Annotated in this window: 17 protein-coding genes and 2 pseudogenes; 7 read left to right on the forward strand and 12 right to left on the reverse strand. The window is 71.0% G+C overall.

Annotation, left to right across the window (positions count from 1 at the left end):
- Positions 1-105 precede the first annotated feature (105 nt).
- Entirely contained in the window at positions 106-3,309 is a 3,204-nt protein-coding gene (locus PSED_RS33645; protein WP_013678688.1) for a Tn3 family transposase, read from the forward strand.
- Positions 3,310-3,335: 26 nt separating this feature from the next.
- Here PSED_RS33645 and PSED_RS35855 read toward each other — a convergent pair.
- Positions 3,336-4,569, reverse strand: a pseudogene (locus PSED_RS35855) (IS110 family RNA-guided transposase).
- Positions 4,570-4,835: 266 nt separating this feature from the next.
- Here PSED_RS35855 and PSED_RS33655 point away from each other — a divergent pair.
- Positions 4,836-6,092, forward strand: a complete 1,257-nt coding sequence (locus tag PSED_RS33655) for an IS256 family transposase (RefSeq protein ID WP_173400073.1) — start codon at positions 4,836-4,838, stop codon at positions 6,090-6,092.
- Positions 6,093-6,196: 104 nt separating this feature from the next.
- Here the strand turns inward: PSED_RS33655 and PSED_RS33660 are convergent, their stop codons facing one another.
- Positions 6,197-6,919 (reverse strand): cation efflux transmembrane domain-containing protein, encoded by a 723-nt coding sequence (locus PSED_RS33660; protein WP_013678689.1) that lies wholly within the window; start codon positions 6,917-6,919, stop codon positions 6,197-6,199.
- 1 nt (position 6,920) lies between these two features.
- Positions 6,921-7,256 (reverse strand): ArsR/SmtB family transcription factor, encoded by a 336-nt coding sequence (locus tag PSED_RS33665; protein WP_041763300.1) that lies wholly within the window; start codon positions 7,254-7,256, stop codon positions 6,921-6,923.
- Positions 7,257-7,448: 192 nt separating this feature from the next.
- Between PSED_RS33665 and PSED_RS33670 the strand changes: the two genes are divergently transcribed.
- Positions 7,449-8,117, forward strand: coding sequence for a recombinase family protein (locus tag PSED_RS33670; RefSeq protein WP_013678691.1), 669 nt, complete (start codon positions 7,449-7,451; stop codon positions 8,115-8,117).
- A gap of 183 nt (positions 8,118-8,300) precedes the next feature.
- Here the strand turns inward: PSED_RS33670 and PSED_RS33675 are convergent, their stop codons facing one another.
- Positions 8,301-9,578 (reverse strand): IS256 family transposase, encoded by a 1,278-nt coding sequence (locus PSED_RS33675; RefSeq protein WP_013672244.1) that lies wholly within the window; start codon positions 9,576-9,578, stop codon positions 8,301-8,303.
- Between the two features lie 299 nt (positions 9,579-9,877).
- Between PSED_RS33675 and PSED_RS33680 the strand changes: the two genes are divergently transcribed.
- Positions 9,878-10,171: a MerR family DNA-binding protein gene (locus PSED_RS33680; protein WP_233899518.1), complete on the forward strand. Its 294-nt coding sequence runs from the start codon at positions 9,878-9,880 to the stop codon at positions 10,169-10,171.
- Between the two features lie 10 nt (positions 10,172-10,181).
- Here the strand turns inward: PSED_RS33680 and PSED_RS33685 are convergent, their stop codons facing one another.
- The 7 genes from PSED_RS33685 to PSED_RS33715 form a co-directional block, all read right to left on the reverse strand.
- Complete coding sequence (locus tag PSED_RS33685) at positions 10,182-11,558, reverse strand: dihydrolipoyl dehydrogenase family protein (protein WP_013678692.1); 1,377 nt, start codon at positions 11,556-11,558, stop codon at positions 10,182-10,184.
- A gap of 47 nt (positions 11,559-11,605) precedes the next feature.
- Positions 11,606-11,956 (reverse strand): hypothetical protein, encoded by a 351-nt coding sequence (locus tag PSED_RS33690; protein WP_013678693.1) that lies wholly within the window; start codon positions 11,954-11,956, stop codon positions 11,606-11,608.
- Between the two features lie 124 nt (positions 11,957-12,080).
- A complete protein-coding gene (locus PSED_RS33695) occupies positions 12,081-12,716 on the reverse strand; it encodes a vitamin K epoxide reductase family protein (RefSeq protein WP_013678694.1) in 636 nt (211 codons plus the stop codon).
- Between the two features lie 81 nt (positions 12,717-12,797).
- Entirely contained in the window at positions 12,798-13,757 is a 960-nt protein-coding gene (locus PSED_RS33700; protein ID WP_013678695.1) for a cytochrome c biogenesis CcdA family protein, read from the reverse strand.
- Complete coding sequence (locus PSED_RS33705) at positions 13,757-14,323, reverse strand: TlpA family protein disulfide reductase (protein WP_013678696.1); 567 nt, start codon at positions 14,321-14,323, stop codon at positions 13,757-13,759. The genes PSED_RS33700 and PSED_RS33705 overlap by 1 nt, the downstream gene beginning before the upstream one ends.
- 122 nt (positions 14,324-14,445) lie before the next feature.
- Positions 14,446-14,745: a hypothetical protein gene (locus PSED_RS33710; RefSeq protein ID WP_013678697.1), complete on the reverse strand. Its 300-nt coding sequence runs from the start codon at positions 14,743-14,745 to the stop codon at positions 14,446-14,448.
- The gene (locus PSED_RS33715; protein WP_013678698.1) at positions 14,742-15,119 is read right to left on the reverse strand and encodes an ArsR/SmtB family transcription factor; all 378 of its coding nucleotides are present in this window, start codon (positions 15,117-15,119) and stop codon (positions 14,742-14,744) included. The genes PSED_RS33710 and PSED_RS33715 overlap by 4 nt, the downstream gene beginning before the upstream one ends.
- A 126-nt stretch (positions 15,120-15,245) precedes the next feature.
- Here PSED_RS33715 and merA point away from each other — a divergent pair, with 126 nt between their 5' ends.
- Both merA and merB read left to right on the forward strand, forming a co-directional pair.
- A complete protein-coding gene (merA, locus tag PSED_RS33720; protein ID WP_013678699.1) occupies positions 15,246-16,670 on the forward strand; it encodes a mercury(II) reductase in 1,425 nt (474 codons plus the stop codon).
- A 35-nt stretch (positions 16,671-16,705) separates the two neighbouring features.
- Positions 16,706-17,349: pseudogene (gene merB, locus PSED_RS33725) on the forward strand (organomercurial lyase MerB).
- A 154-nt stretch (positions 17,350-17,503) separates the two neighbouring features.
- Here the strand turns inward: merB and PSED_RS33730 are convergent.
- Positions 17,504-17,740, reverse strand: coding sequence for a hypothetical protein (locus tag PSED_RS33730; protein WP_049803811.1), 237 nt, complete (start codon positions 17,738-17,740; stop codon positions 17,504-17,506).
- Positions 17,741-17,978: 238 nt separating this feature from the next.
- Between PSED_RS33730 and PSED_RS33735 the strand changes: the two genes are divergently transcribed.
- Complete coding sequence (locus tag PSED_RS33735) at positions 17,979-18,143, forward strand: hypothetical protein (protein WP_013678700.1); 165 nt, start codon at positions 17,979-17,981, stop codon at positions 18,141-18,143.
- The last annotated feature ends 146 nt before the right edge of the window (positions 18,144-18,289 follow it).

Consider the following 18,289-nt stretch of genomic DNA (forward strand, 5'->3'; position numbering starts at 1 on the left):
ATCCCGGTGAGAACGATCATGGTCGGCTAGCACACCGGCTGGAGGCTCCGCGGGGGTTCCCGGAAAGATCGTTGGACGGGCGTCGGTGCTGGCTACGGTCCAGCCGTGCCGGTGGAGTTCTTAACTGATGAGCAGGCCGAGGCGTACGGGACGTTCACTGAGGTGCCCACGCGCCCGGAGCTGGAGCGGTTCTTCTTCCTCGACGATGACGACCGTGATCTGATCGCGCTGCGTCGTACGGACGCGCACCGGCTTGGGATGGCGGTGCAGATCTGCACGGTCCGCTACGTCGGCCGGTTCCTGGGCGAGGACCCGCTCGCAGTGCCGTGGGAGGCCGTGGAGTACCTCGCCGGGCAGCTCGGCATCGCGGACGCCTCGTGCGTGAAGCGGTACCGGGAGCGCCGGTCGACGGTCTACGAGCACGCGGCGGAGATCCAGGAGCGGTTCCAGTACCGGGACTTCACCGACCGGCGGTGGGGCCGGGAGTTCCGCGGTTTCCTGTACGGGCGGGCGTGGACGCACGCCGAGGGGCCGGTGGCCCTCTTCAACCACGCGGTGACGTGGCTGCGCAAGAACCGGGTGCTGCTGCCGGGCGCCTCGGTGCTGGCCCGGCAGGTGTCGGAGGCCCGCACGGTGGCCGAGCGGCGCCTGTACGAGGCGGTGACGCGGGCCGCGCACCGGGCCGATCCCGCGCTCTCTCCGACGCTGGCCGGGCTGCTGGTGGTGCCGGAGGGCAAGCGGGTCTCGGAGCTGGAGCGGCTGCGGACGCCGCCGGTGAAGTCGACGGGAACCGCGATGGTGCGGGCCATGGAGCGGGTGGGGGAGATCTCGGCGTTCGCGCTGGGCCGGGTGAACCTGTCGCGGGTGCCGGTGAACCGGCTGTCCACGCTGGCCCGGTACGGGCAGCTGAGCAAGGCGCAGACGATTGAGCGGGCGCCGGAGCCGCGGCGGACCGCACTGCTCACGGCGGTGGTGCGTCAGCTGGAGGCGCAGGCGGTCGATGACGCGCTGGACCTGTTCGCGGTGCTGATGGCGAACCGGCTGATCAGCCCCGCGCGGCGGGCCTCGGAGCGGGAGCGGTTGGCGATGCTGCCGCAGTTGGAGAAGGCGGCCCGCATCCTGGCGAAGGCGTCGAAGATCCTCACCCAGGAGCTGGACCTGGTCGCCGAGCACGACGCGGACCTGGACGTGGCCGCGCTGTGGGCGGCGGTGGAGGAGGCGGTGCCGCGTACGGCGGTGGCCGGGGCGGTCGCGACCGTCGAGGCCCTGGTACCGGAGGACGACGGGTCGGCTGAGGCGGCGATGCGGGAGAAGCTGGCTCTGCGCTACAACACTGTGCGCCCCTTCCTGGCGCTGCTGGGCGAGTCGGACGCGCTGGACGCGGCCCCGGCCGGGCGGCGCCTGCTGAAGGCGGTGCGCCGCCTGCCCGCGCTCTCGCGCCGGCGGGTCAAGGACCGGCCGCTGCTGCCCCGCGAGGTCGACGCCGAGCTGGTGCCCGCGATGTGGAAGCGGGCGGTGTTCTCGAACACCAAGCTGCCGCAGGGCGCGGTCGACCGGGACGCGTACGTGGTGTGCGTGCTGGAGCAGCTGCACCGCGCGCTGAACCGGCGCGACGTGTTCGCCGCCCCGTCGAACCGGTGGGCCGACCCGCGCGCGAGGCTGTTGGACGGTCCGCGGTGGGAGGCAATGCGCGGGGACGTGCTGGCGGGCCTGTCCCTGACCGAGGACGCGGGCGAACACCTGGCCCAGCTCACCCGGGGGCTGGATGCGGCGTGGCGGCAGATGGCCGACCGGCTGGCCGAGGCCGGCGACGACGCGAAGGTGGAGATCGTCGTCCCCGAGGGCGGGGGACGTGCCCGCCTGTCGGTGGACAAGCTCGGCGCGGTGGGCGAACCGGAGTCCCTGACCTGGCTGAAGGCCACCACGGAGGCGATGCTCCCCAGGATCGATCTGCCGGACCTGTTGTTCGAGGTCCACTCCTGGACCGGGTTCCTTGACTCCTTCAGGCACGTCTCCGACCGGCGCACCCGCATGGAGGGCCTGCTTGTCTCCCTGGTCGCCCTGCTGGTCTCGCAGAGCTGCAACATCGGCCTGACCCCGGTCATCGATCCGCAGAGCAAGGCGCTGACCCGCTCGCGCCTGTCCCACGTCGATCAGAACTATCTGCGAGCCGACACCATCGCCGCGGCGAACGCCGCGCTCATCACCGCCCAGTCCGCGATCGAGCTGGCCCAGATGTGGGGCGGCGGGCTGCTCGCCTCCGTCGACGGCCTGCGCTTCGTCGTCCCCGTCAAGAGCATCAACACCGGCCCCTCGCCGAAGTACTACGGCTACAAACGCGGCGTGACCTGGCTCAACGCTGTCAACGACCAGGTTGCGGGGATCGGTGCGATGGTCGTGCGCGGCACCCCGCGCGACAGCCTCTACACCCTGGACACCCTGCTGAACCTGGACGGCGGGGTGAAGCCGGAGATGGTGGCGACCGACAACGCCTCGTACAGCGACATGGCCTTCGGCCTGTACAAGATGCTCGGCTTCCGCTTCGCCCCGCGCTTCCGTGACCTCTCGGACCAGCGGTTCTGGCGGGCCGACCTACCCGACGGCGAGGGGCCGGCCGCCGGGTACGGGCCGCTGGAGGCCGTGGCCTGCAACAAGGTCAACCTCAAGCGGATCGCCACGCACTGGCCGGACATGCTCCGGGTGGCCGGGTCGCTCATCACCAACCAGGTCCGGGCCTACGACCTGCTGCGGATGTTCGGCCGTGAGGGCCACCCCACCCCGCTCGGTGCCGCGTTCGCCGAGTACGGGCGGATCGACAAGACCATGCACCTGCTCGCCTTGGTCGATCCCGTTGACGACACCTACCGGCGGCTGATGAACCGGCAGCTCACCGTGCAGGAGTCCCGCCACCGGCTCGCCCGCGCGATCTGCCACGGCGGCCGGGGCCAGATCCGCCAGGCGTACCGCGAGGGCCAGGAGGACCAACTCGCCGCTCTCGGCCTGGTCCTCAACGCCGTGGTCCTGTGGAACACCCGCTACCTGGACGCCGCCGTCGCACAGCTCCGCGCGGAGGGCCACGACATCAAGGATGAGGACGTCGCCCGGCTCTCCCCGCTCAAGGACCGGCACATCAACTTCCTGGGCCGCTACCTGTTCAACATCAAGGCCAGCGGCCCCGGCCGCGGACTGCGCCCCTTCCGCGACCCCGACGCCGCCGAAGACGGCGAGGACGAGGAAAGGGGAGTGTCCGATCTTCGGTGTAACTGGTCTGTAGCTCCGGGCGTGTCCCGGGGGAAGGACCACCAATGACACCCTCTGTGTCAACCTCAAGATCGTCAGGCTGCGGTCGGTGGGTTGAGTTGGCGGGCTGCCCCGCCATGGCGGGCGGGGTCGTAGGGCTGTCCGTTGTTCCAGCAGCGCCAGATCACTCGAACCCAGGCTCTGGCGAGGATCCGGATCGCGTGCGGATGGTCCTTGCCGCCGGCGATAGCTCGCCGGTAGATGCCGGCGGCCCAGGGACTGGAGTGGCGGGAATTGTCGGCGAAGGTGGTCAACGCGACGCGCAGCCGCTTGTTACAGGCCCAACGGAAACTCACCGCGTGGTGCTTGCCCGACGCGCGGGTGACCGGGACCAGCCCGGCGAGGGCAGCGATGGCATCCGGTCCGGAGTAGGCGTCGGTTTCGGCGAGCTCAGCGCGGATCTGGGCGGCGTTGACCAGTCCGGCGCGGGGGAAGCTGGTGAACACCTTTCCGTCGGGGTGGGCGTGCAGGTGCGCGGCGTTGGACCGGTCGAGGTCCTTGATCGCTGTGTTGAGCGCGGTCAGGACCGCGATCAGGGCGAGGACGGCGTCGCGCAGCGCGTCGGACACGACTGCGCCGCTGACACCGGCCGGTGCGGCGCGCAGCCGGGTGAGCAGCTCGGCGGGGCTGCGACGTCCGGAGTAGCCGTGCTTGATGCAGAACGCCGCCATCCGCTTCTCCCCGAGGTGCGCGGCATGATCGGGGGTCGGATAGCGGTGAAGGAACGCCAGACTGATCGCCGAGGTCACCTCGGCGAAGATCTCCTTCGCCCCCGGGCCAGGCCGTGTCCAGCAGCGCGGCGAGCTGGTTGCCCGCCGCGACACGGGCGGCGACCAGATCCGAGCGGGTGCGCGACACCAGACGCAGCGCGCGGGTGTCCTCGGACAGGGGGGTCGCCGCCCGCAGCCGATGCGCGCGCAGACGCAGGTACTCGGCGATCACGTGAGCGTCACCGGGATCAGACTTCGCCCCGGAGATCACCTCACCCTCACGCCAGGTCTTGATCGCGTTCGGCTTCACCGCCACCACCGGGTAGCCGGCGGCGAGCAGCGCGTCGACCAGCCGCCCGTCCGGGCGCTCGATGGCCACCGGCACCCCGCCCGGCTCACCCAGCTTGGCGAGTCGGCGGATCAGACCGGTGAACCCCGCCGCGGTGTGCTCCACGCCGAACCCGGTGACTCGACGCCCGGACGAGTCGAGAACGCATACCGCATGGTTCGTCGCGGCCCAGTCGATCCCCACGAAGTACTCGGCACCCACCAGCGACACGTTCGTCGCCTTCCTGTCCACAGTGGGCAGGACACGGTCGAGAGCCCGGCCCCGAGTCGAGTGGTCACTGACCGGCACTCAACACCGCAGCAGCCCTCTGTCGTCGATCTCAGACCGGGCAGGAACCGGGGGCGGCAGTGTCATCGCGGCCGTCTCACGGCGACCGACGCGGGCCGTCACCCCGGCTCCCGACCGTTTCCTACCACAGAGGCCCTCATGACCCCCGCACAGAAGAGGGTGGACCAGTGACCGACACGATCGAGCCCATGCCGCGGGCTCGGATTGATCACCAGCAGTTCGCTCAGCAGTTGGTGGAGGCCGCCAAGGCCGACGGGGTGGAGCTCGTCGGCCCGGACGGGCTGCTCACCGGGCTGACCAAAACAGTGCTCGAGACCGCCCTGGAAGCCGAGCTCAGCGAGCACCTGGGCTATGACCGCCACGACCCGGCCGGGCGCGACGGCGGGAACTCCCGCAACGGCACCCGCACCAAGACCGTGCTCACCGAGATCGGCCCGGTCGAGATCGAGGTGCCGCGCGACCGCGACGCCAGCTTCGAGCCTCAGATCGTGCGCAAGCGCCAACGCCGCCTGGACGGGATCGACGAGATCGTGCTGTCGCTGACCGCCCGCGGCCTGACCACCGGGGAGGTGGCCGCGCACTTCGCCGAGGTCTACGGGGCCAAGGTCTCCAAGGACACCATCTCGAGGATCACCGACAAGGTCCTCGACGAGCTGGGCGAGTGGCAGAACCGCCCGCTCGACGCCGTCTATCCGGTGCTGTTCATCGACGCTCTCTACGTCAAAGTCCGCGACGGGCAGGTCACCAACCGGCCCTTCTACGTGGTCATCGGGGTGACCGTGGACGGGCAGCGCGACATCCTCGGGATCTGGGCCGGCGAGGGCGGCACCGGTGGGGAGGGCGCGAAGTTCTGGCTGCAGGTTCTGACCGAGATCAAAAACCGCGGGGTCGGCGATGTGTGCATCGCCGTCTGCGACGGCCTGAAGGGCCTGCCCGAGGCGATCACCACCGCCTGGCCGCAGGCGGTGGTGCAGACGTGTGTGTTGCACCTGATCCGCAACACCTTCCGCTACGCCTCCCGGCGCTACTGGGAGCAGCTGGCCAAGGACCTGCGCCCGGTCTACACCGCCCCGACCGAGGCCGCGGCCCAGGCCCGGTTCGCCGAGTTCGCCGAGACCTGGGGCGGGCAGTATCCGGCGATCATCGCGCTGTGGCGGGCGGCGTGGTCGGAGTTCGTGCCGTTCCTGGACTACGACGTGGAGATCCGCAAGGTCATCTGCTCCACGAATGCGATCGAGTCGCTCAACGCCCGCTACCGGCGGGCGATCAAGGCCCGGGGGCACTTCCCGACCGAGCAGGCCGCGCTGAAGTGCCTCTACCTGGTCACCCGCTCACTCGACCCCACCGGGAAGGGCCGAACCCGCTGGGCGATGCGCTGGAAGCCGGCCCTGAACGCCTTCGCGATCACCTTCGCCGGCCGTATCGTCCCCAGCAACGGAAACTAGCCGCCACCCCGGCCAGTTACACCGTTCCTCTGACACTCCCGAGGAAAGCTGAGGGCCCCGGCGTCGGTCGACGCCGGGGCCCTGTGTGAGTGCGGGCAGTCAGGTCAGTTGCAGCAGTCGCAGCCCGGCTGGCAGCCGCACGCGTCCTCCTTGGCGCCGGCGGACGGCACCACCGCAGCGCCGGTGGGTGCGCAGCATCCCTTGCCCTGCCAGGCGTCGCGGCCTTCCTTGAAGGCGATGGCGGCGATGACCAAGGCGGCGATCGGGTCGGCCCAGGACCAGCCGAGGGTGGCGTTCAGGACCAGGCCGAGCAGCAGCACGGCCGACAGGTAGGTACACAGGAGCGTCTGCTTGGAGTCCGCGACCGCGGAGGCGGAGCCGAGTTCCCGCCCGGCGCGGCGCTGGGCGGCGGACAGGAACGGCATGATCGCCAGCGACAGGGCGGCGATGACGATGCCGGGGATCGACCGCTCTGCCTCCCCGGTGCCGGTGAGCGCGCGGACGGCGTCGACGGAGACGTACGCGGCGAGCGCAAAGAAGGAGACAGCGATGATCCGCAGGGTGCGCTGCTCGCGGGCCTCGCGTACGGCGTGGTCGCGGGCGGAGAACTGCCAGGCGACCGCGGCGGCCGAGGAGACCTCGATGACCGAGTCGAGGCCGAAGCCGATCAGCGCGGTGGAGGAGGCGAGGGTGCCCGCTGTGATGGCGACGACCGCCTCGATGACGTTGTAGGTGATCGTGGCCGCGACCAGCAGGCGTATCCGCCGGGCGAGGACGTCGCGGCGGGCCGGGGAGGGCCCGAGGGATATCGATATCTCGGCGGCCATCTCAGCAGCAGCCCTTCTCGTCGGCGTCGACGCACGTCCGGTCGGTCTCGACGGCCACCACGGCGGTGCGCAGGTCGTCGAGTGCGTGGCCGAGGCGTTCGTCGGCCAGTTCGTAGCGGGTGCGGCGGCCGTCGGGGACGGTGACGGCCAGGCCGCAGTCGCGCAGGCACGCGAGGTGGTTGGACAGCCGGGTGCGGGAGACGCCGAGGGCGTCGGCGAGGTCGGCGGGGTAGGCAGGGGCGTCGCGCAGGGCGAGCAGGATGCGGCAGCGGATCGGGTCGGCGAGCGCGCGGCCGAACCGGGCCAGCACCTCGATGTCGGAAGCAACAGTCAGCACACCACGACAGTACATCTCATCCTGAATTCAGGAAACCTTGGATCGTTTCGACGGTGCCGATCTTCAAAAAACCTTCGTTTATTGACGATCATGAAACCAATCCGCACGGACCCCGGATCGCCTTCAAAAACTCCTTCAAAAACCTCGGTGCTTCAACAACCTCCGATCACCGTTTCTTGAGAAGATCCGGGGGTGAGCGCGCCCCTGAAACCCTCCGAACTCCTTCTCGCCGAACCCGCCGTACGCACCGACATCAAGATCGGTTACGCCCGGGTCTCCACCGGCGGGCAGAAACTCGACCGCCAGCTCGACGCGCTCAACGCGGCCGGCTGCCGCCGGATCTTCGCGGACAAAAAGTCCGGCAAGAACGACCTGCGCCCCGAGCTCAAGGCGTGCCACGCCTTCCTCGCGAGCGGGGACACCCTCGTCGTCCCCTCCCTCGACCGCTACGGCCGCTCCCTCAAAGACCTCGTGACGATGGTCGCTGAGCTGCGCGAGCAAGGGGTCGGCTTCACCTCGCTGCACGAGAACCTCGACACCACCACCCCGGGCGGGCGCCTGATCTTCCACGTCTTCGCCGCCCTGGCGGAGTTCATCCGCGAACTCATCGTCGCCGGCACCAACGAGGGCCTGGCCGCCGCCCGCGCCCGCGGCCGCACCGGCGGACGCCCCACCGTCATCACACCCGAGCTCATCCGCGCGGCCCGCGACATGCTGCCCAACCCGGAGAACAGCATCGAGTCCATCGCCAAGCTGCTGGGCGTCTCCGCCGGCACCCTCTACAACCACATCCCCGACCTGCGCGAACTCCGCACCTCCCGCGTCCCGCGTCAACTGGAAGGCAGCACCGGCCCCGCCTGACCGAGCCCGATCACCGGCGGGGAATGTCAGCAATCCAATTCGGCCGCGGCCTTGAGTACCTGCCGCAACTGCTCCGCCCCCGGCACACCTGCAAGGCCGTCCGGAGTGCGGTACACCCGGCAGATCAGTCCCGGGACGCGCCCGGGAGTGTCAGAGGAACGGTGTAACTGGCCGGGGTGGCGGCTAGTTTCCGTTGCTGGGGACGATACGGCCGGCGAAGGTGATCGCGAAGGCGTTCAGGGCCGGCTTCCAGCGCATCGCCCAGCGGGTTCGGCCCTTCCCGGTGGGGTCGAGTGAGCGGGTGACCAGGTAGAGGCACTTCAGCGCGGCCTGCTCGGTCGGGAAGTGCCCCCGGGCCTTGATCGCCCGCCGGTAGCGGGCGTTGAGCGACTCGATCGCATTCGTGGAGCAGATGACCTTGCGGATCTCCACGTCGTAGTCCAGGAACGGCACGAACTCCGACCACGCCGCCCGCCACAGCGCGATGATCGCCGGATACTGCCCGCCCCAGGTCTCGGCGAACTCGGCGAACCGGGCCTGGGCCGCGGCCTCGGTCGGGGCGGTGTAGACCGGGCGCAGGTCCTTGGCCAGCTGCTCCCAGTAGCGCCGGGAGGCGTAGCGGAAGGTGTTGCGGATCAGGTGCAACACACACGTCTGCACCACCGCCTGCGGCCAGGCGGTGGTGATCGCCTCGGGCAGGCCCTTCAGGCCGTCGCAGACGGCGATGCACACATCGCCGACCCCGCGGTTTTTGATCTCGGTCAGAACCTGCAGCCAGAACTTCGCGCCCTCCCCACCGGTGCCGCCCTCGCCGGCCCAGATCCCGAGGATGTCGCGCTGCCCGTCCACGGTCACCCCGATGACCACGTAGAAGGGCCGGTTGGTGACCTGCCCGTCGCGGACTTTGACGTAGAGAGCGTCGATGAACAGCACCGGATAGACGGCGTCGAGCGGGCGGTTCTGCCACTCGCCCAGCTCGTCGAGGACCTTGTCGGTGATCCTCGAGATGGTGTCCTTGGAGACCTTGGCCCCGTAGACCTCGGCGAAGTGCGCGGCCACCTCCCCGGTGGTCAGGCCGCGGGCGGTCAGCGACAGCACGATCTCGTCGATCCCGTCCAGGCGGCGTTGGCGCTTGCGCACGATCTGAGGCTCGAAGCTGGCGTCGCGGTCGCGCGGCACCTCGATCTCGACCGGGCCGATCTCGGTGAGCACGGTCTTGGTGCGGGTGCCGTTGCGGGAGTTCCCGCCGTCGCGCCCGGCCGGGTCGTGGCGGTCATAGCCCAGGTGCTCGCTGAGCTCGGCTTCCAGGGCGGTCTCGAGCACTGTTTTGGTCAGCCCGGTGAGCAGCCCGTCCGGGCCGACGAGCTCCACCCCGTCGGCCTTGGCGGCCTCCACCAACTGCTGAGCGAACTGCTGGTGATCAATCCGAGCCCGCGGCATGGGCTCGATCGTGTCGGTCATTGGTGGTCCTTCCCCCGGGACACGCCCGGAGCTACAGACCAGTTACACCGAAGATCGGACACTCCCACGCGCCCCTGCTCTGCGAACGGTCGCGCCCGTCGACCAGGATGGTCGGCGAGCCGGTGAAGCCGATCCGCTCGGCCTCTTCCTGAGGGTCAGAGAGATTCGGCCGAAAGGGATAGTAGGGCTTCTTGAGCGTGTCGGTGGCGGGGGGCGAGGTACGCCCTGTGGTGCAGAGGTAGGTGCCGTCCGCCGGGGTGAGTACGTAGACGGTCCGGTTCTATGAGCACGTCGGGCTGCTGCCCGCGCCGCCGCGCACCTCGTCCGGTTACCGGGACTATCCGCGGCAGGCTGTGACTCGGCTGGCGTTCGTGCGGGCCGCGCAGAGTGCCGGGCTGTCGCTCGCCGAGATCAGTGAGGTCCTGGCCGTCGTGGACGGCAGCGCAGCCCGGCGCGGGCAGGCCGCTGTCATGCTGAACGAGCATCTGCGCCGGGCCGAGGAGCGCATCGAGGAGCTGGCCCGGCTGCGGGCGGCACTGCAGCAGCTCGCCGTCTCGGGCGAACTCGAAGCCCTGGGCGGCACCCCGTGTTGACGCGCGCGGGTCAGGTGCCGATCTCTCGGTGGACGCCGCCGGCGGCGGTGTTGACGCCTTCGGCGAGGGTGGGGTGGATGTGGATCGCTCGGGCGATGTCGGTGTAGGTGGCGCCGCAGGTCATGGCGATGACGGCTTCGTGGACGAGGTTCCCGCCGTCGGGGCCGGCGATGTGGCAGCCCAGGATGCGGTCGGTGGCGGCGTCGACGACGAATTTGATCAGGCCGCGGGTGTTGCCGATGGCGCGGGCCTTGACGACTCCGGTGAAGTCCTGGCGGCCGATGAGGACCTCGTATCCGGCGGCGCGGGCGGCGGGTTCGGTCAGGCCGACGGAGCCGACCTCGGGGTCGGTGAACACCGCGTGCGGCACGACGCGTTTGGCGGTGGTGCGGTCCTGGCCGCGGTAGGTGGTGCGGTAGGCGATGTCGGCGTCGTCGCGGGCGGTGTGGGTGAACATCGGCCCGCCGCGGATGTCGCCGAGTGCCCAGACGTCCGCGGCCTGGGTGCGCAGCAGGTCGTCGACGGGCAGGAACCCCTGCTTGTCGGGCTCGAGGCCGAGGTGTTCCAGGCCGAGGGTGTCGGTGTTGGGGGTGCGGCCGGTGGCGATGAGCAGGTGGCTGCCGGTGATCTCGCCGGTCTCGCCGCCCTGGCAGCCGGCCCGGATGTGTCCGGGACGGCCCTCGACGGCAGTGCAGGTGGTGCTGGTCAGGACGGTGATGTTGTCGGCGGTGAAGCCGTCGGTGACGGCGGCGGAGATGTCGGGGTCCTCGGCGGGCAGCAGCCGCTCGGCGCGCTGGATGAGGGTCACGCGGGAGCCGAAGCGGGCGAACATCTGGGCGAACTCGCAGCCGACGTAGCCGCCGCCCACGACGATCAGGTGCTCGGGTAGCTCGGTGAGGTCCAGCACGGTGCGCGAGGTGTAGTACGGGGTGGTCTCCAGGCCGTCGATCGGGGGGATGGCGGTGCGCAGACCGGTGACCAGGAAGATCTTGTCGGCCTCGATGTCGGTGTGGTCCACGCGCAGCCGCCTCGGTGCCACGAAGCGCCCCTCGGCGGGATAGAAGTCGAGTTGCTCGGCGCGGCCGACCGTCTTGTAGGAGCCGGAGCGGATCGTCTCGACGATGGCGTTCTTGCGGGCCACGACGGCGGCGAGATCGACGGTGGGGGCGGTGGTCGTCACGCCGAACTCGGCGGCGCGGCGCACCTGGTGGGCCACCGCGGCGGAGGCGATCATCGTCTTGGTGGGGATGCAGCCGCGGTTGAGGCAGGTGCCGCCGAGTTTCTCCTTCTCCACGAAGGCGACCCGGCCGTGCCGTGCGGCGCGCAGCGCCATGGGGAGTCCGGCCATGCCGCCGCCGATCACCAGAGTGTCGTACCGCTGAACCATCAGAAGGCTCCTTTCGTGCTTTCCGCCTGGCCGAATGGATTCGGGGCTTAGCTTGTGTGGTCTGGGGTGTGCGGGCGTGAGGCGGGGGTCTGTTCGGGTGATGTGCGGCAGCCGCGGCGGGTGGTGCGGCGGTGCAGGAGCCATGCGGCGGTGAAGAGTACGGCCGCGGCGGTGAAGAACGGCCACACGGCGGGACCGTGGGTGACGGCCCCGGCGGTTCCGGCGGCGGCTCCCGCACCGGCAGCGGTCAGGACCGGGGTGCCGCAGCACAGGCCGATCATCGCCAGCCCGGTGCCCAGGGCCGTGCCGAGGGCCCCGAGCGCGGCGAGGGCGGCCGTCAGCAGGTGGCCGAGCATCCGGCGGAGCCGGATGAGGGCATTGGGGGGCGCCGTGCGCATCGACCGGGCTCCAGGGCTGGGCGGACGGGGTGAGGGTGTGGCCGGCTGCTGCCCGGGGGGTGCGGCAGCCGGCCACCCTCCCGGCCCGACGGGGGGGCGGGGCCGGGGTTCTGGGGAGGAGGGGTCAGGCCCACAGGGCGCTGCCCCACTTGGTGAGGATGAGCACCGCGATGGTGCCGATCCACAGCACGGGCACCGTCCAGTGGAACTCGGCCACGGCGCGGCGCACCTGGTCGGGGGCGGGGATGAGCCCGTGTTGGATGTTGTGCACGGTGGTGTACCAGAAGATGAGGATCGTCACGGCCCATACGAGGGTGCACCACAGGCACAGCGCGCCGATGGCGTACAGCGAGGAGTACTGCAGCCAGGTGATGAAGCCGATACCGAAGACGGTGCCGGCCTGCAGGCCCCACCAGTGCCATCGCCGGTAGCGGGCGCCGGCCAGCAGTCCGGCGCCGATGGCGATGACGGCGGGGAAGGCGACCCAGCCGATGAAGGGGTTGGGGAAGCCGAAGGTGGATGCCTGCCAGCTCTTCATGATGTTGTTGCAGGACAAGACGGGGTTGATGCTGCATGCCGAGACGTAGTTCGGGTTGGCGAGCAGCTTCATCTTGTCGTGGGTGAGCACGGCCGAGGCGAGCAGGCCGAGCAAGCCGCCCAGGATCAGCAGGAGCGCGAGGAACCGGTCGGCGCCGATCGTGGCGTGCGGGCTTCTCCGCTCGGCCGGAAAGGCCGTGTCGCGGGCTGCTGTCGTGGTCATGGGTGGTTCCGTTCCGGCAGTCGCCCGCGGCCGTGGGCTTGGTCTGTTCCCGGCCGCGGCGGGTCTGGGCGTGGGCGCGGGTCAGCAGCAGTGGCCGTCGCTGTCGCGGTCGGTGGCGGCCGGTGTGAGGACGGGCTGGGGCGCGCAGCAGTCGTCCGCTGCAGCGGCGGAGGGGGCTGTCCCGGAGGGAGTGGAGTGGGGGGCCGGCTGCCGTGTGCGGTGGCGGATGGCGGCGGCCGCCACGGCGAGGACGACCACCAGGGCGGTCACGGCGATGGCGGTGGTGTGGCCCTGGATCCAGGCGGTGGCGGTGGCGGAGAAGGTGGCGAGGCCGCCGCCGGGGGCGGCGGTGGTGGGGCCGCCGGTGGCAGCGGGGTACCAGTACCAGGCCAGGTAGGCGCCGGTGAGGACGAGGATGGCGGCGGTGATGCGGGTGCCGTGCCGGGCCAGCGTGGTGATCTTGCGGGTGAGGGCGGCGCCCGCGGCGGCGGTGGTGACTGCGACGAGCAGCAGGACGGCGGCCGATCCGGCGGCGTAGGCGGCGAAGACCGCGAGGAGTCCGCCGTAGCTGGCGGTGGCCTGGGCCTGGGCGATGACGGCGAGCAGCACGCCGAAGGTGCAGGACAGGGACGCGGCGGCGTAGCCGACGCCGAAGGCCGCCATGCGCCGGGCGGTCGGCGGGCCCGCCGACTGGCGGGTGCCGGTGGTCAGGTGCAGCCGCAGGCTGGGTGTGCGGCCGGTGAGCATGACGGCGCCGAGGAGCAGCAGGAGGATGCCGGTGGCCAGGCCCAGCCAGGGGGCGGCTTGGATCAGGGCGCGGGCTCCGGCGCTGACGATGAGTCCGGCGGCTGCGAGGGTGCCGGCGAAGCCGAGGGTGAGGGCGGCGCCGGAGCGCAGAGCGCGGGCGAGGCGTACCGGCACCGGGGAGGTGTCGTTCTCGCCGAGGGCGGCGGTGATCCAGGCGGGCAGCAGGGCGAAGCCGCAGGGGTTGACCGGGGCGAGCATCCCGGCGGCGAAGGCGAGGGCGAGCAGGCCGTTCATCACGCGCCTGCCTTCTTCAGGGCGTCCTGGATCTGGTCGGCGGAGGGGTCGGTGGCCCGGTAGGTGACCTTGCCCTGCGGGTCGACGACGATCAGTGTGGACAGTGCGCTCACCTGGTAGCGGAGCGAGAAGGTGGCGCCCTTGTCGATGGTGGCGGGCAGAGTCGGGGCCTTGATGTAGTCGAGGAACTGCCTGATCGTCTGCTTCGACTCGCTCGGGTCCATGTCCACCGCGAGGAAGTTGGCTTTCTTCCCGGCCTTGTCGAACGCCTGGGCGGCCTTGTCCAGGTTCTTGGCGCCGCCGGCGCACTCGCCGCAGCCCACCGAGAAGAAGAACAGGGCGGAGGGCTTGTTCGCGGGCACCGCCAGCGTGGTGTCGTCGAGGAGGGTGACGGTGTCCGCCTTGGCAGAGGCATTGCCACTGCTGGCGCTCGTACCGGAGGTGTTCGCCTTGGTGTCGGTACCGCAGGCGGACAGGGTGAGCGCAGCGGTGGCAGCCGCAGCCAGAGCCAGGGTGGTACGGCGGCGCAGGCGGGTGCGGCGGGCGGTGGGGGGCGGTGAGGTCATGGGTGGTGCGGGCCTTCCTCGAAAGGCCGGGACTGGACGGGTGGTCCCGGTCGGCAGGGAGCGGATGGGGGAGCGCGGCGGTGGCCGGCAGAACGGGAGGCGGGGAGCCTGTGCCGACCGGGTCAGTGCTTGCGGAGCAGGTCGCCCTCGTGCGGGTCGGTGCGGGTGGCCGGGGGGCAGCAGGCATCGCCGTTGCCGGTGCGGCGGCGCAGCCACCAGGCGAGAGCGCCGGCCATCAGGACCGCGGCCGGGGCCAGCAGCCAGGGGCTGACCAGCACCCCGCCGAGTCCGGCCAGGGCGCCGCTGGCCAGCAGTACCGGCCCGGCGCAGCAGATGATCGACAGCAGGGCGACGCCGACCACGGCGAGGGTGCCGAGCAGGCCGCCGCGGCGGTCACCGGGCTGGGTGGGCGGAGGCGTCATCGCTGCTCTCCCTCTCCGGGGATGCGGGTGCAGCAGTCCAGGGCGGCGGCGTTGTCGGCGGCCAGCGACCGGGCCAGCATGACCAGATCAGCGACGCGGGGGTCGCCGACGGAGTAGCGCAGTTTCTTGCCGTCCCGGCGGGCGCTGACGTAACCGCAGTCCACGAGACAGGACAGGTGGACCGACACCCGGGGCTGGGAGATCCCGGCGTGCTCGACGCACTCCGCGCTGGTGCGCTCGCCGCGCTGGATGAACTCCAGCAGCTTCAGCCGGGTGGGGTCCGCGAGCGCGCGGAAGAACCGGGCCGTGGTGTCCAGGTGTGTGCACGGCACCTCGGCCGTGGCCGGGGATCCGGCAAGGACAGGGGTATTCATGGGCAGGGCCTTTCCACCAGCAGCTATTTGCTTACCCGCATAGTAAGGTGGCCATCTGCAATACGGCAAGGCGCATAGGAATGGGTCCGGCGTGCGGCGCTGGACCCCACTGAGGGAGGTAGTGCTGTGCTCCAGGCACACACCGGTTACGACCTGGCGATCATCGGCTCGGGCGCCGGCGCGTTCGCCGCGGCCATCGCGGCCCGCAACAAGGGCAGGAGCGTGGTGATGGTCGAGCGCGGCATCACCGGCGGCACCTGCGTGAACGTCGGCTGCGTGCCGTCCAAGGCGCTGCTGGCCGCCGCCGAGGCCCGTCACGGCGCCCAGGCGGCGAGCCGGTTCCCCGGCATACAGGCCACCGAGCCCGCGCTGGACTTCCCCGCGCTGATCGGCGGCAAGGACACGCTGGTGGGACAGCTGCGGGCGGAGAAGTACACCGACCTGGCCGCCGAGTACGGCTGGCGGATCGTGCACGGCACCGCCACCTTCGCCGACGGCCCCGTCCTGCAGGTCGCGCTGAACGACGGCGGCACCACCACCATCGAGGCCGCCCACTACCTGATCGCCACCGGCTCCGCCCCCACCGCGCCGCCCATCGACGGCCTGGACCAGGTGGACCACCTGACCTCCACCACCGCCATGGAACTCCAGCAACTCCCCGAGCACCTGCTGGTCCTCGGCGGCGGCTACGTCGGCCTGGAGCAGGCCCAGCTCTTCGCCCGCCTCGGCAGCCGGGTCACCCTGGCCGTCCGCTCCCGTCTGGCCTCTTGGGAAGAGCCGGAGATCTCCGCCGGAATCGAGGACATCTTCCGCGAGGAGGGCATCACCGTCCACACCCGCACCCAGCTCCGTGCGGTCCGCCGCGACGGCGACGGAATCCTCGCCACCCTCACCGGCCCCGACGGTGAGCAGCAGGTGCGCGCCAGTCGCCTGCTGATCGCCACCGGACGACGGCCCGTCACCGACGGACTCGGCCTGGAGCGGGTCGGGGTGAAGACCGGCGAGAGCGGCGAGGTCGTGGTGGACGAGTACTTGCGCACCGGCAACCCGCGCATCTGGGCGGCCGGAGACGTCACCGGCCACCCGGACTTCGTGTACGTCGCCGCCGCGCACGGAACCCTGGTCGCCGACAACGCCCTGGACGGCGTCGAGCGCACCCTGGACTACACCGCGCTGCCGAAGGTCACCTTCACCAGCCCCGCCATCGCCTCGGTCGGGATGACCGAGGCCCAGCTGACCGAGGCCGGTATCGCCCACCAGACCCGCACCCTGCCGCTGGAGAACGTCCCCCGAGCCTTGGTCAACCGGGACACCCGCGGGCTGGTCAAGCTCATCGCCGAACGCGGCAGCGGGAAGCTGCTGGCCGCCCACGTCCTGGCCGACAGCGCCGGCGACATCATCACCGCCGCCACCTACGCCATCACCGCCGGGATGACCGTCGACCAGCTCGCCCACACCTGGCACCCCTACCTGACCATGGCCGAAGCGTTGAAGCTCGCCGCCCAGACCTTCACCTCCGACGTCGCCAAGCTCTCCTGCTGCGCCGGCTGACCCACCCCACCCACCACCGGAAAGGACCCGCGCCCATGGACTCCCAGGCCCAGCAGCTCGCCACCCGGCTGACCGCCGCGTTCAACGGCGGCGGAGCCGCCAGCGCCCGCCCCTGGCTGTGGCGCCCGCTCCTCCAACTTCTCGCCCAGGGCCGACCCGTGACCGTCGAGCAGATCGCCCAGGCCACCGGCCGCACCCCCGACCAGGTCCGCGGGGCCCTCGCCGCCAACCCCGACACCGAATACGACGAGAGCGGCCGGATCACCGGCAGCGGCCTCACCCAGAACCCCACCCCGCACCACTTCGAGGTCGACGGGCGCAAGCTCTACACCTGGTGCGCGCTGGACACCCTCATCTTCCCCGCCGTCCTCGGCCGCCCCGCCCGCGTCACCTCCCCCTGCCACGCCACCGGCACCCCCGTCCGCCTCACCGTCGAACCGGACCAGGTCACCAGCGTGGAGCCGACCACCGCCGTCGTCTCGATCGTCCCGACGCCCCGGCCTCCATCCGCACCGCCTTCTGCAACCAGGTCCACTTCTTCGCCACCCCCGACGCGGGCAAGGACCGGCTCGATCAGCACCCTGGCGCCACCGTCCTGCCCGTGTTCGAGGCGTACCGGCTCGGCCGACCCCTCACCGAGGCGCTCCTCACCGGCGACACGCCGCCCGGCTGCTGCTGAATCCCGTCCCCGGACGGGCACCGGCCGTGTGACACAGAGCCCGAGCCGCCCCGGGCGACCTGCGGAGATCCACTCCGGCGGTTGGGGCGACTCGGCAACGTTCTGTGTCACATCGGTCCGCAGGGGCACCGATCACACACTCAAGATCGCGCTGCTATCCATTCCGGCCGTATCTCGGCTGACCCTCCGGTTCTGCGAACGGGTCGCGTCCGTCGACCAGGATGGTCGGCGAGCTGGTGAAGCCGATCCGCTCGGCCTCTTCCTGCCCCGTGACCACGCGGGTGGCGAACCCGATGTCGCGCAGACCAATATCGTCCAGCGCTCGCCGCAGCAGGTCGGCCGCGGGCTCCTCGCTCGGGCAGTCCGGCACGACCAAGACCTCGATGTTCATGCCCTCAGGACCGCGCTCATCGCGGCATTGTGGCTTTTGGCCTCACCTTGGCTGAACCCCAGGTAGGCGAACCCAAGCAAGATCAATCTCACCGGGATTTCCTGTACCTCAACTACTCACACCCGCTGTAGCCCGGCGGCGTCGTCGGGGTGTACCAGGTCAGCGTCGATGCGCAGTCGCGCGCCCAGATCGAGGCCCTCCCGCCGGGGCGCTGGCGGCCTTTGCCGAGGTGCGCGCGATGCTCGAGCTGGCGCCGTGGGGTGGCGAGTCGCTCAACCTGGCCAACCCGGACGCGCCGGTGCGCACCCTGGCCTTCGGCGCCGCCGGCGAGGGCCTGGTGACCTATCTGATTCTCGAGGCGCAACGCCGGGTGGACGTGCTCGATGTCCTCTGGCTTGGGTGAGCGAGCCCCGGCGGGCCGGTCTCGACCTCTCGGGGAGACCGGGCCGCGCCCGGTGACGGCACCTGCCCGCCCCGCGGGTCGGTGGCGGAGCCGGACCGGCCGATCGGTGCTCGCGGCCGGCACGGAGCGGCACCCGCCGGTTCGGC

The organism is Pseudonocardia benzenivorans CB1190 (genome assembly GCF_000196675.2).
GTDB classification, from domain to species: domain Bacteria; phylum Actinomycetota; class Actinomycetes; order Mycobacteriales; family Pseudonocardiaceae; genus Pseudonocardia; species Pseudonocardia benzenivorans.